Annotated in this window: 14 protein-coding genes and 1 pseudogene; 7 read left to right on the forward strand and 8 right to left on the reverse strand. The window is 73.1% G+C overall.

Annotated features, from left to right (window positions below; all coding sequences use genetic code 11):
* Positions 1–244: 244 nt before the first annotated feature.
* Positions 245–2,356: an anthranilate synthase family protein gene (locus O7626_RS11110; RefSeq protein WP_347404774.1), complete on the reverse strand. Its 2,112-nt coding sequence runs from the start codon at positions 2,354–2,356 to the stop codon at positions 245–247.
* A 302-nt stretch (positions 2,357–2,658) separates the two neighbouring features.
* On the opposite strand from O7626_RS11110, the gene O7626_RS11115 reads away from it, so the two are divergent.
* The 3 genes from O7626_RS11115 (at position 2,659) to O7626_RS11125 (ending at position 7,168) form a co-directional block, all read left to right on the forward strand.
* Positions 2,659–4,071 carry an FGGY family carbohydrate kinase gene (locus tag O7626_RS11115; protein WP_278061081.1) on the forward strand — a complete coding sequence of 471 codons (1,413 nt, stop codon included), beginning with the start codon at positions 2,659–2,661 and terminating at the stop codon, positions 4,069–4,071.
* Positions 4,072–4,286: 215 nt separating this feature from the next.
* Positions 4,287–6,749 (forward strand): ATP-binding protein, encoded by a 2,463-nt coding sequence (locus O7626_RS11120; RefSeq protein ID WP_278061082.1) that lies wholly within the window; start codon positions 4,287–4,289, stop codon positions 6,747–6,749.
* Positions 6,746–7,168, forward strand: coding sequence for a roadblock/LC7 domain-containing protein (locus O7626_RS11125; protein WP_101365437.1), 423 nt, complete (start codon positions 6,746–6,748; stop codon positions 7,166–7,168). The genes O7626_RS11120 and O7626_RS11125 overlap by 4 nt, the downstream gene beginning before the upstream one ends.
* A gap of 44 nt (positions 7,169–7,212) precedes the next feature.
* Here O7626_RS11125 and O7626_RS11130 read toward each other — a convergent pair whose 3' ends face one another.
* A complete protein-coding gene (locus O7626_RS11130) occupies positions 7,213–8,241 on the reverse strand; it encodes a phosphotransferase (protein ID WP_278061083.1) in 1,029 nt (342 codons plus the stop codon).
* A 146-nt stretch (positions 8,242–8,387) separates the two neighbouring features.
* Positions 8,388–9,884 carry a GH1 family beta-glucosidase gene (locus tag O7626_RS11135; RefSeq protein WP_278061084.1) on the reverse strand — a complete coding sequence of 499 codons (1,497 nt, stop codon included), beginning with the start codon at positions 9,882–9,884 and terminating at the stop codon, positions 8,388–8,390.
* A gap of 1,070 nt (positions 9,885–10,954) precedes the next feature.
* On the opposite strand from O7626_RS11135, the gene O7626_RS11140 reads away from it, so the two are divergent.
* The 3 genes and pseudogenes from O7626_RS11140 (at position 10,955) to O7626_RS11150 (ending at position 15,944) form a co-directional block, all read left to right on the forward strand.
* Entirely contained in the window at positions 10,955–13,864 is a 2,910-nt protein-coding gene (locus O7626_RS11140; protein WP_278061085.1) for a glycoside hydrolase family 48 protein, read from the forward strand.
* A 450-nt stretch (positions 13,865–14,314) separates the two neighbouring features.
* Positions 14,315–15,175, forward strand: a pseudogene (locus O7626_RS11145) (phosphatase PAP2 family protein); the annotation flags it as partial.
* A gap of 85 nt (positions 15,176–15,260) precedes the next feature.
* The gene (locus O7626_RS11150; RefSeq protein WP_278061086.1) at positions 15,261–15,944 is read left to right on the forward strand and encodes a maleylpyruvate isomerase N-terminal domain-containing protein; all 684 of its coding nucleotides are present in this window, start codon (positions 15,261–15,263) and stop codon (positions 15,942–15,944) included.
* 52 nt (positions 15,945–15,996) lie between these two features.
* On the opposite strand, the gene O7626_RS11155 is transcribed toward O7626_RS11150, so the two are convergent.
* A complete protein-coding gene (locus O7626_RS11155) occupies positions 15,997–16,857 on the reverse strand; it encodes a DUF1028 domain-containing protein (protein WP_278061087.1) in 861 nt (286 codons plus the stop codon).
* A gap of 83 nt (positions 16,858–16,940) precedes the next feature.
* Between O7626_RS11155 and O7626_RS11160 the strand changes: the two genes are divergently transcribed.
* Entirely contained in the window at positions 16,941–17,921 is a 981-nt protein-coding gene (locus O7626_RS11160; protein ID WP_278066127.1) for an LLM class F420-dependent oxidoreductase, read from the forward strand.
* An 85-nt stretch (positions 17,922–18,006) separates the two neighbouring features.
* Here O7626_RS11160 and O7626_RS11165 read toward each other — a convergent pair whose 3' ends face one another.
* From O7626_RS11165 to O7626_RS11180, 4 genes are all read right to left on the reverse strand, one after another.
* Entirely contained in the window at positions 18,007–20,373 is a 2,367-nt protein-coding gene (locus O7626_RS11165; protein WP_278061088.1) for a transglutaminase domain-containing protein, read from the reverse strand.
* Positions 20,367–21,521 (reverse strand): DUF58 domain-containing protein, encoded by a 1,155-nt coding sequence (locus O7626_RS11170; RefSeq protein WP_278061089.1) that lies wholly within the window; start codon positions 21,519–21,521, stop codon positions 20,367–20,369. Before O7626_RS11170 ends, O7626_RS11165 begins: the two co-directional genes overlap by 7 nt.
* Positions 21,522–21,683: 162 nt before the next feature.
* Positions 21,684–22,676, reverse strand: a complete 993-nt coding sequence (locus O7626_RS11175) for a MoxR family ATPase (protein ID WP_278061090.1) — start codon at positions 22,674–22,676, stop codon at positions 21,684–21,686.
* Positions 22,677–22,727: 51 nt separating this feature from the next.
* Positions 22,728–25,286, reverse strand: coding sequence for a fibronectin type III domain-containing protein (locus O7626_RS11180; protein ID WP_278066128.1), 2,559 nt, complete (start codon positions 25,284–25,286; stop codon positions 22,728–22,730).
* Between the last annotated feature and the right edge of the window lie 351 nt (positions 25,287–25,637).

Here is a 25,637-nt window from a genome sequence, read left to right on the forward strand (position 1 = left end):
TGCCTTCCGAGCCAGCGGCGGGACGGGGTGGACGGGTCCTGGTTCGACGACGGGTCCTGGTCGGACGACAGGACCCAGTCGGACACCACAGCGCCCCTCCCGCCGATCCGCACCCGTCGCCGGAGGCGGCGACGTCACCGACGGCAGATGCGGACCGGCGGCCCGGGCGGGGGCTCTCAACCCGCCCGGACCACCGGCACGCGAATGCCTACCCGGGATGCCGGGAAGTATGCGTGCCGGACACCTACCGGCCCGCTCCCGGCGACGGCGTGCCGGTCCCCGGCATCGGTGCGTGGGCCAGCCCGGCCACGGGGGTCGAGCCGGCCGGGGCGGGTAGCAGCCGACCGACCAACTCGGCCAGTACCGCCGTGCCGTCCCGGCTCAGCACCGACTCGGGATGGAACTGCACCCCGGCGTACGTCGGCCCGCGCAGGGCGTGCACCGCACCGTCGACCGGGTCCCGGGCCAGCCGCACCGGCCCGTACGCGGTGTCCAGGGCGTCGGCCTCGGCCAGTGCGGTGTAACTGGAGTAGAAGCCGACCCGGGCGACGGTGTCGAATAGCGTCACGTCCCGGCACAATCCCTGGTAGGGGGCGGTGCGCCGGTGCAGGGTCAGGCCCAGCCGGGCGGCCAGCACCTGGTGGCCGAGGCAGACGCCGAGGGCCGGTGCGCCGGTATCGAGCAGCCGTCCGGCCATCTCGCGCAGGGCGAGCATCTTCGGGTCGGTCGGGTGCCCCGGATCGCCCGGCCCCGGCCCCAGTACCGTCAGGTCGGCACCGGCCGGGTCGAATCCGCCCGGCTCGGCGACCTCGGCCCAGGGGCGTACCGACACGGTCAGGCCGAGCGCCCGCAACTGGTGCGCGAGCATGCCGGTGAAGGTGTCCTCCCCGTCGACGACCAGCACCCGCCGGCCGGCGAGTTCCGGCCGTACGGTGGCACCCGGGGTCCGTTGCTCCAGCCAGAACCGGGCGAGCCCGACGTTGCGGGCGGCCAGCGCGGCACGTACCGCCGGATCGTCCGCCAGCCGGACCTCGGCGGCCGGCTCCGCTGCGACGGCGCCCGGCCGGCTGGCCGGCACGGCGTCCGACACCAGGTCCGGCACGGCCGTCGACGGCACCCGCGTGGCGGTCGTCCCGGCGGGGCGGCCATCGAGGGTGCGCTCGGCGGCGCGGTCGCCGGTGGCGGGCGGCTCCGGCCGCAACCCCAGCGCGGTGAGCACCCCGGCCGCCTTCGCGTGCGTCTCGGCCACCTCACCCGCCGCGGTGGAGTGCCGCACCAGGGTCGCACCGACCGGTACCCGCACCCGTCCCTCCGGCGAGATCTCGGCGGTCCGGATCAGGATCGGCGCGTCCAGGGTCTGCCGGCCGGCCTCGTCGACGCCGAGCAGGGCCAGCACCCCCGCGTAGTAGCCCCGGCCGCGCCCCTCGTGCCGGGCGATCACCCGGCAGGCGTTCTCCATCGGACTGCCGGTCACGGTCGGCGCGAACATCGTCTCCCGGAGCACGTCCCGGACGTCCCGCGAGCCCCGCCCGGCGAGCAGGTACTCGGTGTGGGTCAGGTGCGCCATCTCCTTCAGGTACGGCCCGATCACCTGGCCGCCGTGCTCGGCCACGGTCGCCATCATCTTCAGTTCCTCGTCGAGCACCATGTACAACTCGTCGATCTCCTTCGGGTCGGCGAGGAAACGCAGCAGCTCGGCCCGGTCCGCCGGCCGGCCCGGATGGCGCAGCGTGCCGCTGATCGGATTCATCATCACCAGGCCGTCCTCGACGCTGACGTGCCGTTCCGGCGAGGCGCCGACCAGGATCCGCCCGCCGGTGTGCACCAGGAACGTCCAGTAGGCACCCCGCTCGCCGGTCAGCAGCCGGCGGAACGCGGCAAGCGCCGCCAGCAGCGGGGGACCGGCCAGGTTGCCGAGATAGCAGCGGTGGATCACGAAGTTCGCCCCCTCGCCCCGGCCGATCTCGTCGGCCAGGACCCGGTCGACGATCTGTGCGTACTCCGGGTCGGCGATGTCGAAGCCGGCGTCGCGGACCGGTACCGGCACCTCGGGGAGCACCGCCAGCGCCTCCGCCAGCGGGATCCGGTCGGGTTCGTCGAGGATCAGGCACTCCAGCGGGGCGCCGTCGTCGACGCAGTCGAAGCCGCGCTCGGTGACCTGCCGGTACGGCACCAGGGCGAGGGTGCGCGGGCCGGCCGGCCCGGCCGGCAGCGGGATGTCGGCGAGCCGGGCGACGGTGTGCGGCGTACCGCTGAAGACTTCCAGGCCGGTGGCGCCGTCCCGGCGCAGCAGGGCGAACGGGCCGGGGTCGGCGCCGTCGGCGATGGTGCGGATCAGGTGGTTCAGCAGGGTCATCGGTCGTCCTCACAGCCGGGGACCGTCCCGAGCGGTGGCCGTGAGGGCGGGGAGGAAACCGTGGCGGCCGCCGCGTGGGGCGGCCGCGTCGAAGATCGCTACGCGCGGAGGTCGGCCGCCGGGATGGCGGGCCACCAGGAGTTGAGTCGCGCGAGCACGGGCCGAGTCTAGGGCAGCACGTACCGGTGCCGCAGCCCCTTCGGCGCCGCCGTCCACCAGATGGGCGGCCCGGGGTCGCCCGCGGCCGGCACCCGCGCCAGCCTGCCCTGCTCGGCACCGGCGAACGGGTACGGTTTCCGGCGATGAGGATTCTCGCTCTCGACCTGGGTACGTCGTCGGTGCGCGGCCTGGTGCTGGACGCGGCCGCCCGGCCGCTGCCCGACGCGCTGGCCCGGCGACCGGCCGAGATCGTGATCGGGGACGACGGCCGGGCCACCCTGGACGGGCCGGGCTACCTCGCCGCCCTCGTCGAGTGCCTCGACGAGCTGGCCGGCGCGGGCCACCTGCACGGTGTCGAACTCGTCGTCGCCTCGGCGCAGTGGCACTCGGTGGTGCCGCTGGGCCCGGGCGGTGAGCCGCTCGGCCCGGTGCTGACCTGGTTGGACACCCGGCCCACCCCGCCGGCCGGACTGACCGGGCCGGCGGATCCCGGCGACTACCACGGGCGTACCGGCACCTGGTGGCACCGGTTCTACTGGTCGGTCCGGCTGCCGTGGCTGCGGGAGCGGTGCGGCCCCGGCCGGATCCGCTTCGCCGGCCTGGTCGAGTACGTCTTCGGCGTCCTCCTCGACGAGGCGGTCATGTCGGTCTCCCAGGCCTCCGGCACCGGCCTGCTCGACCTGCGCACCCTGAGCTGGGATCCGGAGGCGTGCGAGCTGGCCGGGGTGCGGCACGGCGAACTGCCGGCGCTGGCTCCCGCCGCCTGGTTCGGCCGGCTCCGGGCCGAGTACGCCGGGCGCTGGCCGGAGCTGCGGAACGCCCGGTGGGCGCCGCCGAGCGGCGACGGTGCCGCCTCCAACGTGGGCTCCGGCTGCTACGACAGCCGGCGCGCGGCGGTCACGGTCGGCACCTCGGCGGCGGTGCGCCTGGTCCAGACGGTGCCGGCCGGTGCCGAGCTGCCTCCGCTGCCGGACGAGCTGTGGCGCTACCGGGTGGACCACGGGCACCTGGTGACCGGCACCGCCTTCTCCGGCGGCGGCAACCTCTACGCCTGGGCGCGGCGGGAGATGAGGCTGCCCGAGGGGCACGAGCTGGACCGCGCGTTGGCCCGGGTGCCGCCGCTCGGCGGGATACCGGCCGACTCCCGGCTGGGCGGCGACCGTCCACCGGGGCTCGCCCCGGCCGGCTCGGGCGTCCTGTCCGGGCTGGGCTTCAACACGACCGCGGTGGACCTCCTGGCCGGACTGATGGGCGCGCTCTGCCACCAGGTCGTGGCCGGCGTCGCCGCGATCGAGTCCACCCTCGACGAACCGGTCCAGGTTGTCCTCGGCGGCGGTGCCGTCGCCGCCTCCGAGTGGTGGCGGCACTCCTTCTCGGTGGCGCTGGCCCCGCGCGCGGTGCACCACGTCCGGAATCCGGAGATCGGTGCGGTCGGCGCCGCTCTGGTGGCGATCGGTCGGCTCGACGGTGCGTCCGGACTTGAACGCATCGTCCGGACGGATGAGGACGAGTCGCCGACAGCGACAAGATCTGCTCGCCCGCAGTATCGTTCGTGACCTGTCGCGCCCAACTGATCATTGACAGCAGGTCGGGGCCTGAATTGGAATAGCTCCGCTCCTTGGCGCGCCCCGCATCGAGGACGGTAGGAGGCATGGTGGCTGTTGCCCCGAACCCGTCACACGGCGCCGTCTCGCGTCACCGCCGGCGCCGACTCGACGTCCGGGTGGTGCCACATCGCCGCAGGTCCGCCTTTCGGATCCGGGACTGGCGGATGCGCACCAAGCTGGGCGCCGTCCTCGTGGTCCCGTCGGTGGCGTTCCTGGTCCTGGCCGGGGCACAGACCAGCGCGCTGGTGAGCCAGGCCGGCCTGTTGGACGACTTCGCCGACCAGGTGGCGGTGGGCCGCGACATCACCGCCCTGGTGCACGAGTTGCAGCGGGAGCGGGACCAGACCGCGGGCGAGCTGGCGGCCCTGAACGCCGGCGCGGCCCCCTCGGTCGAGCCGGGCCGCCCGCTGCCGGCGCTGGAGTCGGTGTACCCGGTCGCCGACCGGGCGATCGACCGGTTCCGGGCGGCGGCGTCGCCGCTGGCCAGGGGGGTGGCCTCCTGGCGGGTCTCCTACGACCGGGTCGACAACGCACTCGACCGGTTGCCGGAGGTCCGGGCCTCGGTGCCGGCGGCCGGCTCGAATCCCACCCCGGTGCTCGCCGAGTACAACCGGGCCATCGAGGTGCTGCTGGTGCTGCTGGCCCAGCCGTCACCCGGGGCCGAGCGCGCCGAGCTGACCGACGCGGTGCTCAGGTACGTCCAGTTCGCCCAGGTCAAGGAGATCAACTCACGGATCCGGGGGCAGCTCTACGCCGCCGCCCGGGCCGGCCGCTACGACCAGAACGACGTGGTCACCCTGACCGACCTGCGGGCGCAGCAGCTCAGCGGCATCGCCGGCTTCCGGCTCGCGGCCACCGACCGGCAGATCGAGCGGTACGACCAGGCCGCGACCGATCCGAACTTCGTGGCGGCGATCCGGCTGGAGGAGACCACATACTCCGCCGGTGGCCGCACCGCGGCGGTGCTCGAACCCGGCCGCTGGTGGACGGTCAGCCAGCAGCGCCAGGACCTGCTCCGGCAGGTCGAGGCGGGTGCGGTCGGCGACGCGGTGGAGCTGGCGGACTCCCGCAGCGCCGAGCAGCTGCGCCGGACGCTGCTCACCGCCGGTGCGGTGCTGGCGGTCCTGCTTGCCGCGCTGTTCACCTCGATCGCGATCGGCCGATCCGTGGCCCGGTCGCTGCGGATGCTGCGTGGCCAGGCGTTGCGGGTCGCCCAGGTCGAGCTGCCGGAGACCCTGGAACGGCTGCGTACGGTCGATCCCGTCGCGGCCGAGTTCGAGGTGCCACCGGCCGACGTCCGGTCGATGGACGAGATCGGCGAGGTGGCCGAGGCGTTCGTCGCGGTGCACCGCAGCGCGGTGACGGTGGCGCTGGAGCAGGCGGTGATGCGCCGCCACGTCAACGCCATGTTCGTCAACCTGGCCCGCCGCAGCCAGGTACTCGTCGAGCGGCAGCTCGAACTGCTCGACGAGCTGGAGCAGGACGAGAGCGACCCGGACCAGCTCGACAACCTGTTCAAGCTGGACCATCTCGCCGCCCGCATGCGGCGTAACGACGACAGCCTGCTGGTGCTCGCCGGCACCGACGCCACCCGGCGGTGGAACCGCCCGGTGCTGCTCGGCACCGTGATGCTCGCCGCGATCGCCGAGATCGAGCAGTACCAGCGGATCCGGCACCACGTCGCCGACGAGCTGCACGTCGTCGGGCATGCCGTCGCCGACCTGGTGCACCTGCTCGCCGAGCTGCTGGAGAACGCGTCGTCGTTCTCCCGGCCGGACACGGTCGTCCAGGTCGACACCGCCCGGCAGTCGGACGGCAGCGTCCTGGTGGAGATCGTCGACCAGGGTCTGGGGATGAGTCCGGCCGCGTTGGAGCGGGCCAACGAGCTGCTCGCGCTGCCGCCGGCCGCGGACGTCGCCGCCTCGGAGCGGATGGGTCTGTTCGTGGTCAGCCACCTGGCCGCCCGGCAGGGCGTACGGGTGGGGCTGCGGACCACCGCGCAGGGTGGGCTGGTGGCGGCGGTCTGGCTGCCGGCGAACCTGCTCGCCCCGGCGCCGGCGGCGGAGCCGGTCGGTGCTCCCGGCCGGCGGATGCTGGAGGTCGTCGCGGGTGCGGTGGCCGGGCCGGACGGTGCGACTACCCAGGACGGTGCGGCTAGGCCGGTCGGTCCGCAGACTGCCGGCGAGGAGGCTGCGCAGGCCCGCCGGGCGGTTCGCCGGGAGACGCCGACCCGGGCCGAGGACGTGCTCGGGATGGCCGCCGGTGCCGGTTCGGCGCCGAGTACCTGGTGGTCCCGGCAGGGCAAGGGGAGTACCGCGACACCGGCGGCAGCCCCCGCCAGCGCGCCGACCGGTGCGCTGGCCACCGGGAACGCCCCGCCCGCGGTGCCGGTGACCGGCGGGACGAACGCCAACGGGCTGCCGATCCGGGTGCCGATGGCACAGCTGCGGGCGAAGGCGGAGCCGGTCCGGCCCAGGCAGCCGGTGCAGCGCGAGGCGCCGGATCCGGAGCAGGTGGGCGGCATGCTGAGCCGGTACTACGGTGGGCTCCGGCGGGCCGAGGCCGAGGAGACGATGGTGATACCGATGGCGCCGGCCGGCGCGCGCAGCGAAGAGGAGAAGTATTGAACACGCTCAGTCAAGAGGCACGGGATCTGAACTGGCTGGTGAGCGGGTTCACGGAACGGGTACCAGGGGTGGCGCACGCCATCGTCGTCTCCGCCGACGGACTGCTGGTGGCGGTCTCCGAGCACCTGCCCCGGGACCACGCCGACAAGCTCGCCGCGGTCACCTCCGGGTTGTCCAGCATCACCACCGGGGCCGCCGAGATGTTCGACGGCGACATCGTGAAGCAGACGGTGGTCGAGATGGGCCGGGGCTACTTCCTGGTCATGCAGATCCGGGACGGTTCGATCCTGGCCACCCTCGCCGCCAACGACGCCGACATCGGCGTGGTGGGCTACGAGATGGCGAAGTTGGCCAAGGCGGCCGGCGAGATGCTCACCCCGGCGCTGCGGGCCGAGCTTCAGCAGGCACTGCCCCGCTGAGGGGCGGCGGTCCGTCGGCCGGGGGCGGGTCGAGGCTCGGCCGGTCACTGCCGGACCCGGTCCAGCCGGTCCAGTTGCGCCTCGAGCCGTCCGACGAGCCACCGTTCGCGCTCGGCCCGTTCGGGACTGTTCCAGCCCCGGGTGGCGCCTTCGATGCACATGATGAGATAGAGATAGATCGTGTAGAGGGTGAGCCGGCGGCGGGCCGGGCCGGTCAGTTCGAGCCGGCCGTGTCCGGCGGAGGCGTAGCCGGCGAGGATCTCCGGTTCGTCGTCCAGTTCCCGGTGCAGTGTCATCGAGACCAGTTCGGCCAGCGGGTCGCCGAAGAAGGCCCGTTCGCCGTCGATCAGGCCGGTCAGCCGGACCGTGCCGGCCGGGTCGGCGGCGACGAAGACGTTGCCGTCCCAGAGGTCGAAGTGCACAAGCGCGGGTCGGCGTACCTCGTCGAGGACGTCGGCGTGCCGGCGTAGCAGGTCACCGATCCGGTCCGGTGGGGCGGGCAGCGCGCTGCCCAGCCGGACGGCGTCGGCGAGGATGTCGTCGACCATCGCGCCGAAGGCCGCCCGCCAGGACGGCTGCCAGCTCCGGCTCTCGCGCAGCGGATAGCCGTACGCCGGGCCGGTGACGGTGTGCAGTCGGGCGGCCTGCGCGGCGATCTCCGCGCGTACGGCGGCGAGCTGGGCCGGGGTCAGCTCGTCCCGGCGACGCTGTAGGTCGGTTCCGGGTATCCGGCTGAGGAAAACGAAGTCGGTGCCGATCAGGTCCCGGGTGAAGTCGGCGTAGACCACCTCCGGCACGGCGGCCCCGACCCGGGCGGCCCGCCGGTGGAAGTCGACCTCGGTACGCATCAGGTCGACCTCGTGCCGCAGCAGCTCCAGCTCGGGCGGCGGGGCGACCTTGAGCACCAGTTCGGTGTTCTCGCCGAGGGTGACCGCGTAGGCGGCGTTGTAGGTGCCGCCGGTCAGTTCCCGCCAGTCGGTGACGCCGGTCCGGTCGCCGAAGCCGCGCCGGACCAGCGCCCGGAGCTCGGACTCGGTGACGTGCCTCCTGGTCGAGCTCTGTGACTCCACCATCCGACATTCTCCTCGGCGGTACGGCCGGGTGGGTGGGGTTCCCAGCCGGGTGAACCTCGATCTCAGACCGCGCCCCCGCATGGTCCGGCGGGGACCACGCGGGGGCGGCGACGGCTACGGTGCCGGCCGGTACGGCCGGTGCTGTGTCAGACAGTGTTGTCGGCGATCACCCGCCGGTACCAGTGCGCGCTGCGCTTGGGGACCCGGCGCTGGGTGGGGAAGTCGACGTAGACGAGTCCCCACCGCTGCTCGTAGCCTTCGTTCCACTCGAAGTTGTCCATCAGTGACCAGACGTGGTAGCTCTCCAGCGGCACCCCGTCGGAGATGGCCCGGTGTGCGGCGGCGAGGTGGTCGCGGAGGAAGGCGATCCGGCCGACGTCGTCCACCGTGCCGTTGCCGTCGAGCCGGTCCGGGGTGGGCAGGCCGTTCTCGGTGACGGTGAGCGGCACGTCGCCGTAGTCCCGGGTGACCCGGGTGAGCGTGTCGTACATGCCGTCCGGGAAGATCTGCTGCCAGTCCGCCTCGGAGGTCGGCCACTTGCGGACCATGTCGCTGTCGGCGGTGACGTAGATCGGCGTGTAGTACTGCACGGCGAGCAGGTCGATCGGGGACGAGATGATCTTCAGGTCGCCGTCCCGGATGCCCCGGACCATCCGGCTGTCCGGGCCGAGGTCGGCCAGCACGTCGGCCGGGTAGGCGCCCTTGAAGATGGAGTCCAGGTAGAGCCGGTTCTCGTAGCCGTCGTAGAGCCGGGTGGCCTCGGCCACCCCCGGCGCGTCGTCGGCCGGGTAGCACGGGTGCAGGTTCAGCGCGGGGCCGATCCGGCTGCCGCTGCCGGTGGCGCGCAGTGCGCGGACCGCAAGGCCGTGCGCCAGTTGCAGGTGGTGCGCGACCAGGTAGGCGGCGTCCGGGTCGCGTAGGCCGGGGGCGTGGTGGCCCTGGAGGTAGCCGTTCTGCACCACCGTCTTGGGCTCGTTGATGGTCAGCCAGACCGGCACGGCATCGCCGAGCGCCTCGAAGACCGCCTCGGCGTAGTCGGCGAACCGGTAGGGGACGTCCCGGGACTCCCAGCCGCCGGTGTTCTGTAGCGACTGCGGCAGGTCCCAGTGGAAGAGCGTGGCCATCGGGGCGATGCCCCGGTCGTGCAGGCCGTCGACCAGGCGGCGGTAGAAGTCGAGTCCGCGCTGGTTGGGCGCTCCGGTGCCGTCGGCCTGGATCCGCGGCCAGGAGATGGAGAAACGGTACGTCCGCAGCCCCAGTTCCTTCATCAGGTCCAGGTCCTCGACGTACCGGTGGTAGTGGTCGGCGGCGACGTCGCCGGTGTCCCCGCCCCGGGTCCGGCCCGGGGTGTGGCTGAACGTGTCCCAGACGGACTCGCCCCGCCCGTCGTCCTTGGCCGCCCCCTCGATCTGGTATGCCGAGGTTGCCGCACCCCACCCGAAGCCGTCCGGAAAGCGGAGGCCGAGCTGCGCGTCCGGCGCCGTACGTCGCTCGTCGTCAGCCTCGGGACCGGCGTCGCATCCGGCCAGCGCCCCGCCGGTGACGGTGGCTGCCGCCGTGCTCGTCGACAGGCCGGCGACCGGCACGGCACTGGCGGATAACGCGGCGCGGCGCAGCAGATGCCGCCGGGTCAGTACGGACATGCTGTCTCCTCGTGAGTGGGGCCCTCCGCACGACGCCCGGGAGCGCTCCCATGCAAGGAGCGTAGCGATCTACCGGGCGATTGCGTATGGGATGTTCGGGTGGCAATGGCGGGTCTGGGCCTCGTCCATTGCCCGTCCCCACGTGCGCCATGACCACGGCGACCGTTCGTCGTGTCGCGACGAGACCGGTCGCCGTCCGAGGTGCCGATGACGCAGCCGATCGACCGGTTCGGCGTCGAGACGCTGTACCGATGACCGATTTTCCCGTCGTTGGCGGGGGGTTAGTGTGGGGACGGGGAGGGCAACCCCCGTCCCCAGCGTGAGTTACAAACACGCACGAGCGGAATTGGCGTCCAGGTCGTGCGTGCCGCGCGGGAGCCGGGCCACGCGAGTGGCTCTGGTTCCACCTCCTTCCGACGGTGGTGAGCTGGCTGACGGCGGAGTCCGGGCTGGCCCGCCCTCAGCCCTCTGGCTGAGCGGTCGGCGGCTACGTAACATTGCCGTAGCTCGCCCAACGGGGTGCGTCCGTTCCGGCGAACCGGATCGTCGCAGCTCCCCGAGGTGGTGCGATCCAAGCTACTTACATCATCGTCAATGGAAGCGCTCCCATCGACGTTGGTTGGACTGTATCCCGCGTCACGGGTTTGTGAAAGACCCAAAATATGATCGAAACATCGGGCCAACGTCGCCGAAACCCCGTCGTGCTGCCCTCGATCCACTTAATCCGCAGGTCAGCGGGTCTCTCTGACCGTCGGTAGTGGAGGCTCGCTGGCGTCCACTTGCTGCGGGAGCGCTCCCATGCAACACTGTCGAACTATCGCGGTCGGGAGCCACAAGCTGACGCGATCACGGGCCGCCAGGGCATCCGAGTTCTCGGTACGGCGCCCCGAACACAGCTCCGGAGCCGCCACGTCCGGCGTCTCCTCCGGCGTCCGCCGACCCCGGTCCGGGACGGGTTGACCCCACCACCATCTCGGCGCCTACCCACCAACGCGCATCTCCGCAGCACGCGCAGGAGGCGCCCTGGCCGCGGCAGTACCGCGGCCCGGTCCGCGAGGAGAAGTCACGACATGAAGTTGAGGTTAGGAAGACGCCGACTGGCGATGGCCGCCGCCGGCATACTGGTGGTCGGAGGTGTGGCCGTCGTCCCCGGCACCGCCTACGCGGCACCCGGCTGCGACGTCACCTACACCGCCAACAGCTGGGGCTCCGGGTTCAGCGCCTCGATCACCATCCGCAACGTCGGCGACCCGTTGACCAGCTGGAGCCTCGGGTTCACCTTCCCGGGCAACCAGCGGGTCACCCAGGGCTGGTCGGCGAACTGGACCCAGTCCGGCGCCAACGTGACCGCGACGAACGCGGCCTGGAACGGAAATCTGGCCACCGGCGCCTCCACCAGCATCGGGTTCAACGGCTCCTACTCAGGGACCAACGCCAACCCGACCGCGTTCACCATCAACGGCAACCGCTGCAACGGCGAGCAGAACACCGCGCCGACGGTCGACATCACCAGCCCGGCCAACGGCGCCACCTTCACCGCGCCGGCCAACGTCACCGTCGCGGCCACCGCGAGCGACGCCGAGGGACCGGTCGAGCGGGTCGAGTTCTACCGCAACGGCATGCTGGTCGGCACCGACACCAGCGCGCCGTACAGCTACACCAACAGCGCGCTGCCGGCCGGGTCGTACACCGCCCAGGCCCGGGCGTACGACAGCGCCGGACTGAGCGGTGTGGACGAGGTCGCCTTCACCGTCGGCGGCACGACCCAGCCGAGCATGGTCGTACCGGCGACGCTCTCCCTCTCCGAGGGTGGCAGCTCGCCGCTGAACGTCAAGCTCAGCGCCGCGCCGACCAGCAACGTCACCGTCAGCCTGGCCAAGACCGGCGACGCCGACGTGACGCTCGGCGCCAGCACGGCGACGATCACCCCGCAGAACTGGAACACCGGCGTCAACGTCGCGGTCAACGCGGCGCAGGACTCCGACGACGTCAACGACACGGCGACCATCACCGCCAGCGCCAGCGGGCGTACCCCCGGCACCACCCAGGTGACCGTGACCGACGACGAGGGCGGCGGACCGTCCGGCGAGTACGGCGAGGAGTTCCTGGAGCTCTACAACAAGATCAAGGCGCCCGGGAACGGCTACTTCAGCCCCGAGGGCGTGCCGTACCACTCCGTCGAGACGCTGCTGGTCGAGGCCCCGGACCACGGTCACGAGACCACCTCCGAGGCGTTCAGCTACTGGCTCTTCCTGGAGGCCATGTACGGCCGCACCACCGGTGAGTGGGGACCGTTCAACAACGCCTGGCAGATCATGGACCGGTACATCATCCCGTCCGAGACCCAGTCGAACTACAACGCCAGCGACCCGGCGGACTACGCCCCCGAGGCCGTCCGGCCGGACCTCTACCCGCAGCAGGGCGGCAAGCTCGACTCCAGCGTGAAGGTCGGTTCGGACCCGCTGGCCGCGGAGCTCCAGTCCACCTACAACAGCGGCCGGATGTACGGCATGCACTGGCTGCTCGACGTGGACAACGTCTACGGCTTCGGCAAGTGCGGCGACGGCACCACCAAGCCGGCGTACATCAACACCTACCAGCGCGGCCCGCAGGAGTCGGTCTTCGAGACCGTTCCGCACCCCTCCTGCGAGACGTTCAAGCACGGTGGCCCGAACGGCTACCTGCCGATCTTCATCGGTGACCCGTCCTACGCCCAGCAGTGGCGCTACACCAACGCTCCCGACGCCGACGCCCGGGCCGTGCAGGCCGCCTACTGGGCGCTGAAGTGGGCCAAGGAGCAGGGCGCGGAGGGCCAGATCTCGGCCACCATCGCCAACGCCGCCAAGATGGGCGACTACCTGCGCTACGCGATGTACGACAAGTACTTCAAGCAGCCCGGGTGTGCCTCGCCGTCCTGCGCGGCCGGCACCGGCAAGAACAGCTCCGCGTACCTGCTCTCCTGGTACTACTCGTGGGGCGGTTCGCAGGGCGGCAGCAGCAGCTGGGCGTGGCGGATCGGTTCCAGCCACAACCACGGCGGCTACCAGAACCCGTTCGCCGCGTACGTCCTCTCCACCGTGCCGGAGCTGACCCCGAGGTCACCGACCGCGAAGACCGACTGGGCCACCAGCCTCACCCGGCAGATCGACTTCTACACCTGGCTCCAGTCCGCCGACGGTGGCATCGCCGGTGGCGCGACCAACAGCTGGAACGGCGACTACAGCGCCCGTCCGTCCGGCGTGCCGACCTTCTACGGCATGACCTACGACGCCAAGCCGGTCTACCACGACCCGCCGTCGAACCAGTGGTTCGGCTTCCAGGCGTGGAGCATGGAGCGGGTGGCGGAGTACTACCACGAGAGTGGTGACGCCCGGGCCAAGGCGCTGCTCGACAAGTGGGTCAACTGGGCCATCGCCAACACCACGGTGAACGGCTCGGACTACCAGATCCCGTCGACGCTGAGCTGGAGCGGCCAGCCGGGTGGCAACTGGACCTCCGGTACCACCTCGGTGAACAACAGCAACCTGCGGGTGTCGGTGCTCGACCACACCCAGGACGTCGGCGTCGCCGGTGCCTACGCCCGTACCCTGATCTACTACGGCGCGAAGGCGAACCACACGGCGGCCAAGACGACGGCCAAGGCCCTGCTCGACGCCGTCCTGCAGAACAAGGACGACAAGGGTGTGTCGGTGCCGGAGACCAAGGCGGACTACAACCGCTTCGACGACACCTACAACTCCAGCACCGGCCAGGGTCTCTACGTGCCGTCCGGCTTCACCGGCACCATGCCGAACGGCGACCCGATCAACTCCAACTCCACGTTCCTGAGCATCCGCTCCTTCCTCGAGGAGGACCCGGACTGGCCCAAGGTGGAGTCGTACCTGAACGGCGGTGCGGTGCCGACGTTCAACTACCACCGTTTCTGGGCGCAGATCGACGTGGCGATGGCGCTGCACGACTACGACCGGCTGATCGGCTGATCCCGGTCACCAGACGGGCCTGATTCCCACGGTCAGGCCAACCGTGGCGGGCCGGCCGGATTGGCCAACGCAGCGATCCGGCCGGCCCGCCACTCCCGTTCCGCCACGGACAACACGCGGGGCGTCCACCACCGCCCTGCGGGCGGGCGGCACCATCCGGTGCCGCCCGCCCGTTCTGCCGTCCGGGCCTCCGACCGGCCTCCGCGCCTCCGCGCGCCACGGCGGAGAGTCTCGGGGTACGACCCACCAAAGGCGCTGAGTTTCCAGTCAGTCCGGGGTGCCCCGCGCGGCTCAGGGGGAGTATCCTGGCCTCAGTGGGAGGGGCCGCTTCCCCCGTGGCGGCCCCTCCCGCTTCTTCGTTTCTCCGCCGCATTCCGCTTCTCGACCGGTGCGGTGTCGGCTATGCCGGGAGCGTCCGATACGGTGTCCCGCGTGCGTGGCCGAAGCGGCATTCTGACAGCGTCCTGGCTCGTCCTGCTGACCGTCGTGCAGGTGGTCGCGTTCTTCGTGGTCTGGCGGTTCGCCGTCGGCACCGAGCACGGCCAGCTGCTCGACACCATCGCGTTGACCGGCAACTCGATCGGGCAGGACCGGATCGAGGGCATCGTCGGCGGGGTGCTGAACGCGGTCTCCCTGCTCTCCCTGCTCGCCGCCACCGCGGTGATCGGCTTCATCGCCCTGATCCGGACCCGGATCACCCTGGCGCTGGTGACCGTGCTGCTGATCGTCGGCGCCAACCTCAGCACCCAGGCGTTGAAGTACTTCATCGAGCGGCCCGACTTCGACGTCGACGAGGCCCGGGAGGCGGCCGGCAACAGCCTGCCCAGCGGACACACCACCGTCGCCGCCTCGGTGGCGATCGCGCTGGTCATGGTGCTGCCGCCCCGGGTACGCGGCTGGGGGGCGCTGATCGGCGCCGGTTACGCCGCCGCCGCCGGGGTCGCCACCCTGTCGGCCGGCTGGCACCGGCCGAGCGACGCGGTGGCGGCGCTGCTGGTGGTCGGCGCCTGGGCGTCGGCGGCCAGCCTGGTGCTGCTGCTGACCCAGCGCGAGACCGCACAGGTCGCCTCCGCCGACGGTAACCGGCGATCCGCCGCGACACTCGCCATCGTCGGCCTGGCCCTGCTGGTGGCCGCCGCGATCGCCATCGGCTGGACCGACGGCCTGCGGTCGACGCCGATCTCGGAGTTCGGCCGCCGCCAGCTCCTGATCGCGTACGCCGGGAGCGCGGCCGGGATCGCCGGCACCGCCGCCCTGACGACGGCCCTGGTGCTCGTCGCCCTGCACCGGGTGGTGCCCCGGCACACCGGGCGGGGCGGCGCCGAGCCGGCCGGGCGAGGTAGCGCCGAGCCGGCCGGGCGGGGCGGCACCGGGCCGGCCGACTAGCCTGACGGAAGTGCGGGTCGTCGAGGTGTTCCGGGGCGAGGCGGTCCGACTCGCCGAGGTGCTGGCCGGGCTGACCGAGTCGGACTTCGCCCGGCCGACCCGCTGTGCACCGTGGACCGTCCTGGAGCTGGCCGCGCACGTGCGCACCGGCGCCGGCCGGGTGGTCGGGATGCTGGCCGAGCCGGCGCCGCCGCACGCCGAGGTGGACGCGGCGGCGTACTTCGGGCCGGCGAAGTTCACCGCCGGGACGGACGCGGACCGAATCGACACGGCGCGCGAGGAAGGCGCCGGATTCGGCAGCGGGCGGGAACTCGCCGAGGACTTCGCGCACACCTGGCGGGCCGGATACGACGCCAGCCTGGCCGCACCGCCCGGCCGGGTGGTCCGGACCAGGCACGGCGACCCGATGACCCTGGACGAGTTCCTGGTGACCCGGGTGGTGGAGTTGGGGGTGCACGGCCTGGACCTGGCCGACGCCCTGGACCGGGAGCCGTGGCTGACCGGGCCGGCCGCCGAGCTGATCGCCGGGCTGCTGACCATGGCGGCCGGACCGGCCGCCGTCGGGCTCGCCGAGGAGCTTCGCTGGGACCGGTCGACCCTGATCGCCAAGGCCACCGGCCGGCGGCCGTTGACCGGTCCGGAGCAGACCGAAATCGACCGGCGCGGCGTCCGCTGGCTCACCTTCGGCGGCTGACGGCCGACCACGGCCGGGCGCTTCCCCGTGCGCGGGCGCGTTCGACGGCGCGCTAGGTGCGGGCGTGTTCGACGGCGCGCTGTGCGTGGGCGCGCAGGTGGGCGAGGACCACCGGGTCGATCCGGGCCGGCACCAGCCGCTCCTCCAGGTTCTCCACGCCGGCCCAGGCGGCGAGCCGGGCCTCCAGCGCCGAGCCGTCGCCGGGATAGCCCAGCCCGGTGAGCAGCCGGGACACCTCGTCGGCGAGGTCACCGCTCAGGTCCAGCAGCGTCGCGGGATCGGGCCGCTCGAAGAGCATCCGGTGCAGGTCCAGCAGCCGGGCCAGCTCGGTCACCGGATCGGGGTGGTCGTCGACCCGCAGGTCCAGCACGACGTCGCTGCCGCTGCCGTACCCGCCGTCCCGCCCGACGACCAGCAGCGCGGCGCTCTGCCGGCCGCGCCGGTCACCACCGGCCAGGTCACCGGCCCGGAGCGCACCGAGCAGCCGGTCCGGGAAGCGCCGGTCGGTGCCGTCCAGCCAGGCGTCCCGCATCTCGTCGACCACCTCCGGCCCGACCAGGATGTTGCCCTGCACCGCCCAGCCGGTGCCGGCCTGCCCGCCGGCCCAGTCGTGGCAGTCGGTGCCGGTGTAGGTCGCGGCCCCACCCTCGGCGTCGACGATCCCGAGCTGCCGCTGGGTACGGCTCGCGTCGGCGGCGACCAGTCCGGCCAGTACGTCGGCGGCGGCCAGCCCGGTGCGCAGGAAGGTCAGCCCCTGCGGCCGGTAGCCGAGATTCGCCCGAGCCTGGGTGGCCAGCGCACCCACCTCGGCCTCGGCGGCCGGCACCAGGGCACCGACACCGAGGAACTTGCTCGCGACCGCGACCCCGTGCAGGCGGCCGTCGTCGGATCGCGCCACGATCGAGAAGGTCACCCGGCAGAGGCTACAAGACGGCCGGTCGGGTTGCCCCGGCCCCGACCAGCCGGCACCATCGACCGGTGACCACACGCTGGGGGATGACGGTGCCGCTCGGCGGCGTACCGCTCGACGGGCACGACGCGGTCTACGCCGCACTGGCCGAGGCGGGGTTCACGGACCTGTGGTCCGCCGAGGTGGCCGGCAGCGACGCGTTCACCCCGCTGGCGCTCGCCGCCGCCTGGCAACCGTCGCTGCGGCTGGGCACCGCCATCGCGCCGGTCTTCACCAGGGGCCCCGGACTGCTGGCGATGAGCGCGTCGGCACTTGCCGAGGCCGCCCCCGGCAGGTTCTCGCTCGGCATCGGCGCCTCGTCGCCGGTACTCGTGCAGGACTGGAACGCGACGCGGTTCGCCGAGCCGTTCCGGCGTACCCGGGACGTGCTGCGGTTCCTGCGGGCGGCCCTGCGCGGCGAGCCGGTCGACGAGGTCTACGACACGTTCACCGTACGGCGGTTCCGGTTGGAGCGTCCGCCGACCGTACCGCCGCCGATCCTGCTGGCCGCGCTGCGTCCCGGCATGCTGCGGTTGGCCGGTGCGGAGGCGGACGGGACGATCCTGAACTGGCTGGCCGACGACGACGTGCCGAAGGTGCTCGGTGCACTGGGGGAGCGCCGTCCCGGTTTCGAGGTGGTCGCCCGGATCTTCGTCTGCCCGACCGAGGACGCCGGGTACGCCCGCACCGCCGCCCGCCGGCTGATCGCCACCTACCTGAGCGTGCCGGCGTACGCGGAGTTCCACCGCTGGCTGGGCCGGGAGTCGGTGCTCGGGCCGATGTGGCGGGCCTGGGCGGCCGGTGACCGTCGCGGTGCCGCGGAGTTGGTCCCGGACGAGTTGGTCGACGCGCTGATCGTGCACGGCAGCCCGGAGAACTGCCGGGCCCGGGTGCGGCGGTACGTGGCGTCCGGAGTGGACGTACCCGTGCTGGCCCTGCTGCCCACCCCGGAGCTGGCGGCCGGCGGCGCGGCGGCACTGACCACCCTGATCGCGCAGCTGGGCCCGGCCACCTCACCGCAGGACTGACCCAATCCGCGCTGCCCGGTCTGGCGCTGCCCGGTCTGGCGCTGCCCGGTCCGGCAACGTCGGTCGGGCGGTCGGGTGGCGCCGGTCAGCGACGCCAGCGGAGCGGGCCGGGATGCAGCGACCAGAGCACCCGACGCCACCACGGCCGGTCGGCGCGGAGGCCGGCCGAGTATGCCACGGCCAGCTCGCCGGCCCGCCGGGCCTGCTCGTCGGTGGCGCTGCCGGGTGCGAAGGCGGCGAGGTTGACCAGCGCGGCCAGGTCGTCCACCGGAGGTGCCGCCGGCCGTAGCCCGCCCGCGCGGTCCGGCGTCGTTCCGGCGTCCGGCCCGGGTCCCGCCGCACCGGGCAGGCTGGCCCGGGCATGCTCGGCGACCTCGGTGGCGGCCAGATGGTCCGGCACCGGCCGCCCGGCCAGCCGCAACGCGTCGGTCACCTCCCGCCAGGCTCCGGCGATCCGCTGTGCCGGCGCCCCCTCGGCGAGCCGGCGGCGGCGCTGCGCCCGGCGCAGGCCGACGACCAGGGTGGCCAGCCCGGCGAGCAGGAGCAGCAGCCCGCCGCTGCCGCCGCCGACCAGCACCGGGGTGCCGAGGCCGCCATCGCGGTCGGAAGCCGCCGCCGGATCCGGGGTGCCGCTCGGTGTCGCCTCCGGACTCGCGGTCGCCTCTTCCGGCGGCGGGGTGGGGTCCTCCGGTGGCGGCTTGAAGTCCTGCTCGACCGGCTTGGGGCGGGTGTTCGGCTTCGGCAGCGGGTCGAAGGCCACCCAGCCGAGATCGTCGAAGAGCACCTCCGGCCAGGCGAGCGCGTCCGCGCCCCGGACCGGTCCACCGCCGGCCGGTGGCTGGAAGCCGACCACCACCCGGGTGGGCAGTCCGGTCATCCGGCCGAGTACGGCGAACGCGGCAGCGAACTGTTCCGAGGTGCCCCGCTGCCCGCCACCGTTGCTGGGGCCGAAGAGGAAGAAGTTGAGGTTCGGATAGGCGTGCCCGCTCGGCGCGTCGGCGACCAGCCGGTAGTGCTCGGCGATGAAGGTCTCGATCGCGTCGGCGCGGGCGTGCGGGGACCCGTTCTCCTCGGCGAGCTGTGCCGCGAGCTGCTGCATCTGCTCCGGTGCTCCCGGCTCCACCCGGAGGAATCTGGCCACCGCGTCGCCGGACGGCACGCTCGCCGAGGGCAGCAGGCCGTAGTCGGGCCGCTCCACCCGCGAGGCGACCGAATAGCTCAGCCCCGTGGTCAGCCCTTCCGGCTGGATCAGCGTCCCGCTCTCCTGGTCGTACGCGACCCGGGCGCCGGTCACCTCGCGCGGGGTGGGCAGCACCGGCAGCAGCCGGCCGGTCAGGCTGTCGATGGTGATCCGCTGCACCACCTGTTCCACGGCCTGCGCGCCGAGCAGGGACTCCGGCTCCGGCAGCACCCGACCCGCGTTCCGGTACGTCCCGCCTACCCGCCAGGTCACCCCGTCGTAGTCGCCCAGCACCGCCAGCCGGATCCGCCGGGGCGGCACGACGTCGGACTCCTCCTCGACTTCCGGTTCGTCGTCGCCGGCCGGGATCGGCGGAACCGTCCCGGCCGGCTCTCCGGCCGGCAGGGGCCGGTCCGACCCCACGGTGGCGACGTCGAGGAGCTTCTGGTCCGGGTTCAGCGCCCAGCCGGAGATCCGGATCAGCGGGTTCTCGTCCAGACTGTCCACTTGCGGCGGTTGCACGTAGCGGCGCGGGTCGACCGGCGTGGTGCCGACCTGTCGGGCGACCACCGGCGCCACCAGTGCGGCGAGCCCGAGCACCACGACCACGCCCAACGCGGTACCGGCCAGGGTGCGGGCCCGCAGCGCGGCCCGGACCCCGGGCGCCAGCTCGGCGGCCGGGTCTGCCGGCCCGCCGTCGAGCCGGGCCGGCCGGCCACCGGCGGCCAGCGCCATCGCACCGGCGGCGGCGAACGCGACAGTCAGCCAGGGCGTCGGATCGGCGTTCGGGCCGACCACGTAGAGCGCGCCCGCGTAGAGGCCGGCGGGGGCGGTCAGGCCGAGCAGCACCCGGTCGGAACGGATGCCCACCTCGGCGCCGGCCAGCCCGGCCAGCCAGGCCGCGACCAGCGGGACGATCACCGTGTCCGGCAGCGGCTCGACCGGGATCAGCGCGGTGAGCAGCCGGGGGATGCCGTTGCGGGCGGCGTCCGCGGCCACCGTGCCGAACGAGCCGGGCAGGTCGGCCCGCTGTGCGGTGAACCAGAGCGCGACGGCGGCGTAGCCGAGCAGGGCCAGCACCGAGAGCGGGGCGACCAGCCAGGACGGCAGGCGCCGGGCGGCCAGGCTGACCCCGACCGAACCGACGGCCGCGCCGAGGACGAGTCGGGTCAGCAGCGGGTCGGCGTAGACCGCGCCGAGGACGGCGCCGGCCAGGCCGATCATCGCCACCAGGGCCAGCGGCACCGGCAGCGCCCGGAGAACTCTCACCACCGGCGGGCCCCGTCCCACTCGGCCGCGAACTCCGCCCCGTCGGCCGCGTCGATCACCACCAGCCCGGAGGCACCGGACGCGGTCTGCCCGCCGGCCCCGAACACTCCGGCCAGCACCGACGGGTACGCCGGGCGCAGCGCGCCGACGTAACCGAGGTCGGCTGCCGCACCCGGACCGGTGAGGAAGACGAGGGTGTCGCCGAGCCGTTCCTGCCGCAGCCGCAGCGTGCTGGTGCGCAGCGGGTCACCGTCGGCACCCTGCACCCCGGGCACCAGGTCGGCGGCGGCGAGCCGGTCCAGGAACTCTCCGGAGCCGTCGTCGTCGGCGACCAGCAGCAGCGTCACCGACAGGTCCTCCCGGCGGGCGGCCACCACCACCGAGGCAGCCGCCTCGCAGGCCGACTCGAACGTCTCGGCGACCCCGTCGACCCGCCCCGGATGGGCACCGGCCCGGTTGTCCAGCAGTACGACGATCCGGGGCAGGCTGGTGTCCAGCTGCTCCTTGACCATCAACTCGCCGACCTTGGCACTGGTCCGCCAGTGCACCCGGCGCAGTTCGTCGCCGACGACGTACTCCCGGAGCGAGTCGAAGGTGATCGACCCCTGCGGCACCTTGTCGATCCGCCCGTCCATGCTCCGGGCCACCCCGGCGGGTACCGCGCCCAGTGGATGGATCCGGGGATGCACCCAGACCTGGGCCGTTCCGCCGTGCGAGCGGGCCACCGTGATCAGCCCGAGCGCGTCCCGCCCGGTGACCCGCAGCGGGCCGACGTCGATCACGCCGCGCCGGCTGGTCGGCACCGGGTAGCTGACCGTGGTGTCCCGGCCGGGGCGCAGCCGGAGCAGCGGCACCGGCACCGGGCGGCTGCCGCAGCGGTCCTCGGCGATCAGGTTGGCCGAGCGGAGCCGGGCGCTGTTGCGGACGGTCAGCGTCATGCTGGCCGGCTCGCCCCGGCCCACCCGGTCCGGGTCGGCGATCCGGGTGACGTCGAGTCGGGGCCGCCAGGCGGCGTTGCCGGCGGCGCAGCCCACCGCGATCGCGGCGGCGGTGCCGAGCAGGGCGAGTTCGGGATAGCCGAACCGGAAGCCGGCGACGAGGAGGACGGCGGCGCCGACGAGCAGGCCGATGCCGCGCGAGGTGACGGTCATGGCGTCGCCGTCGTCCGGCGCGGACGGCCGGGCGGGCGGGTCGGGCGGGCCAGAAGGTCGGCTCGGCGGGTCGGGCGGGCCAGACGGTCGGCTCGGCGGGTCGGGCGGGCCAGACGGTCGGCTCGGCGGGCCGGGCGGGTCTGGCGGGCGGGGCGGTGCACGTCAGGTGCCCGCCGGGGACATCTGCCCCGAGGGCAGCGGCACCGGCACCGACGCGATCGCCTCGTTCAGCACCTCGGTCGCGGTGACGCCCCGGACCTGGGCGTCGGGGGAGAGCAGGATCCGGTGTGCGAAGACCGGTTCGGCGAGCGTCTTGAGGTCCTCGGGCATGATCCAGCCGCGCCCGTCGACAAGCGCGTACGCGCAGGCGGCCCGGGTCAGCGCGATCACGCCCCGCGGACTTACCCCGACCCGTACCTGCGGATGGTTGCGGGTCGCCGCGGCGAGCCGGACCGCGTACGCATAGAGCGGGTCGGCGATGTGCACCCGCTGCGCCATCCGGACCATCTCGCCGACCGTGGCGGTGTCGGTGGCCGGCTCCAGCGCCTCCGGGGAGCGGAGCGGGGCGCCGCGCAGCACCTCGATCTCGACCAGCTCGTCGGGATAGCCGACGGAGAGCTTCACCAGGAACCGGTCGAGCTGTGCCTCGGGGAGCCGGTAGGTGCCGTCCATCTCGACCGGGTTCTGGGTGGCGACCACCAGGAACGGCCGGGGGACCGGGTGCCGGACCCCGTCCACCGTGACGTTGCGCTCCTCCATCACCTCCAGCAGCGCCGACTGGGTCTTCGGGGAGGCCCGGTTGATCTCGTCGGCGATGACGATGTTGGCGAAGACCGGGCCGGGGTGGAACTCGAAGCCCCGGCTGGCCTGGTTGAAGATCGTCACCCCGGAGACGTCGGCGGGGAGCAGGTCCGGGGTGAACTGGATGCGCCGCCACTGGCCGTGCACGGTCGCCGCGATCGCCCGGGCCAGGGTGGTCTTGCCCACCCCGGGCACGTCCTCCAGCAGGACGTGCCCCTGGGCGAAGAGCGCGGTTAGCGCCAGCCGGACCACGTGCGGCTTACCCAGCACCACCGAGTTGATGTTGTCGGCGATCCGGGCGGCCAGGTTGGCGAAGCCCTGCACATGGTGCGGGGTGAGCGGCTCGTGGTTCACGTCGTGGTGCTCCCTGTTACCGGAGGTGCGCCCTGCTAGCAGGTGAGGCGGTCAGCAGGTGGGCAGGACGTTGATATTGTCGCCCCCTTCGAGGTTGAGCCAGGCGAACGGGATGTACGGCTTGCCGCCGTCCCATTCGATCCGGACCCACCAGGTGCTGCGTTTGTCGTCGTTGTAGACGTAGGCGTAGACCTCCTCGCCGGACGCCTTGCAGAGCGCCTTGATCCGCCTGCCCGGTTTCGCCCAGCCGACCTGGCGGTCGTCGTCCTGCCGGGTCACCGAGAAGATCTCGTTGCCGTTGCGGCCCGGTCCGTCGGAGTTGCAGTACGTCCGCTGGTCGCCGGAGGAACCGTTGTTGCAGGTGGCGATGCCGTAGACGGCCGCGGTCGCCTTGCTGACGTCGTCGGTGCCGTTGCCGGCCGCGTTCGTCGCCGTCACCTTGAAGCTGTAGCTCGTGCCGGGGGTCAGCCCGGTGACCCGGATGCTGGAGCAGTTCCCGTTCACCTTCGCCCGCCCGGACGGGGTCACCGAACACGTTGCCTGGCCGCCACCGGCGTTCACGGTGAAGTTGACAGTCACCGAGGTGGCGTCGGCGGTGGTGCCGGTGATGGTGACCTTCGGCGCCGCCACCGTGCTGGCGGTGTCGGTGGCGGCGGCACCGGGCCCGGCCTCGTTGACCGCCTGCACCCGGACGGTGACGCTCTGACCGTCACCCAGCCCTCCCACGGTCGCCTGGGTGTCGGTCACCTCGCTGGTCCTGCCGCCCGCCTCGACCCGGTACTTCGTGATCGGCCGGCCGTTGTCGGCGGGCGGGTTCCAGCGCACCGAGACGGTGCCGCGCGAGCCGGCGACCGTGCTGGCCTGGAGGCCGACGGGTGCCGCCGGGGTGCTGAACGGCACGACGCTGTTGCTGGCCGGCGAGGCGGCCGAGCCGGCGCCCTTCTCGTTGATCGAGACGACGGTGAAGGCGTACTGGTTGCCGTAGTCGAGTTCACCGGCCGGGATCACCAGCTCGGTCTTCGTCGACTCGCCGACCGGGGCGTTGGCGCCGGCTGAGATGGCGGTCACGGCGTACTTGTTGATTTTGTAACCCTGGCCGTTGGCGGCCGGCCACTTGACCAGCACGGTGCCGTCCGGCCGCTCCTCGGCGGTGACGCTGGCCGGCGGATCCGGCACCTCCGAGGTGGGCACCACCGGGTTGCTCCGCTTCGCCGGGCCGGCGCCCTTGGCGTTCACCGCGTGCACCGCGAACCGGTAGGTCTCGCCGTTGGTCAGACCCGTCACCTCCAGCGAGCGCTGGTTGGCGCCCACCTCGAAGGTCCGGTCCGCGCCCTGCACCACGTAACGGGTGATGGCGGCGCCGTTGGCGGCGGCCGGTCGCCAGCTCACCCGCGCCCGGGCGTTGCCGGCGGCCGCGGTCACCGACTTCGGCGCGCTCGGCTTGCTGATCACCGGCTTCGGTGGCGGCGGCGGAGCCGGCGGGTCCGGCGGCGGGTCGCCACCGAGGACGTCGTTGGCGTACTTGTTGACGTCCTTGACCCGGTGCTTGTCGTCGATGACCCGGGCGACGGCGGAGTTCGGTGCGTTGATGAAGAGGTGGTTCTCCCGCACCTCCAGCTCCAGTGGGCCGTTGGCGCCCGGAATCTCGATCTTCTCCAGCAGCTTCCCGGCGGCGTCGAACGAGTAGACCGTCCCGGTGTCCGCGTCGGCGCAGTAGAACCGGTCGGCCCAGGCGACGGCGGGGCTCAGCCGGGTGCCGCCACCGGGCACCTTGAACTGCTGACCGACGGCGCCGTTGTCGGCCACCACGATGTTGCGGTCGTCGAGCACGGTCACCGGGACCCGCAGGCCGGTGGTCCGTGGCGGCATGTCGCCGGGGCCGGTCAGCGGCAGCTTGACCGGCTGCTTCGCGTCGCCGCGCAGCGTGGTGAGCGTGCTGGTGGTCCGGTCCAGCACCGCGACGCCGTCGTCCAGAGTGGAGATGGTGAGGTCGTGGCTCGGATCGGCGACCGCGTCGTTGAAGACCTGTTCCGGGCTGACGCTGCCGCCGGTGCCGCCGCTGTCGGACTGCGGCAGCGTGGCGGCGGTGACCGCGGAGACGGTCCCCTCGCTGGGCACGGCGACCCAGAGCCGCCCCTTGCCGTCGAACTGGCCGCCGGTGATGCCCGGCGGATAGTTGATCTGCTCGCCGACCGGGGCCAGCGACCGGGGGTCGAGCTGGCGGACGACGCCCTGCACCGCGTCGACCACGAACGCCGCGTCCTCGTGCAGGGCCACGTTGACCCCGATCCCGGCGGTGGTCTTGGTGGTCGCGATGATCTGTAGCGTGGCCAGGTCGAGCGAGCTGATCTGGCCGGTGTTCAGGTCGCGCAGGATGAGCAGCCGGTCGGTCTGCGCCACCTGCATCTGGTGGTTGCGGCCCTGCGGGACCTGCACCCGGGTGTCCACCCGGCCGGTCACCCCGTTGACCCGGGCAAGCTCGCTCTTGGTCGTGCTCCAGAGCCAGGAGCTGGCGTCGAAGCTGGCCACGGCGTTGTCTGCGGCGCCGAGGCCGAGCACGGTGAGCCCCATCGCGGCGGCCAGCGCCGCCACGGTGGCCACGGTGACCAGTCCACCCCGGAGCCGGGAGCGGCGGCGGGCCGGGGGCGCGACCGGCGCGACCCCGCCGGGGTCGACACCGCCGCTGCCGTCACTGCCTGTCAAGCCGTTGCCTGTGGTGACCACAGCCGGCCGCCTCCCCACCCCGTGAGCGGTCGTGTCCGACCGCCTTCGTCAGCGAATCTTTCCCGAAACCGCGTGTCATCATAAGGCCCGTGCTTTGCCGGCGGGTACCCGGAACGTGCCGTTGTGGACGGACGCGGCGCGAATTGTGGATAAGTGCCGCCGTCCCGCGCCGTCTCCGCAGGTCAGTGCGGTAGGCCGAGGCAGGTGGGTGGGGTCGCAACGGTTGTCGAATTGTGA

It is taken from the genome of Micromonospora sp. WMMD1102, from assembly GCF_029626265.1.
Lineage (GTDB): Bacteria > Actinomycetota > Actinomycetes > Mycobacteriales > Micromonosporaceae > Plantactinospora.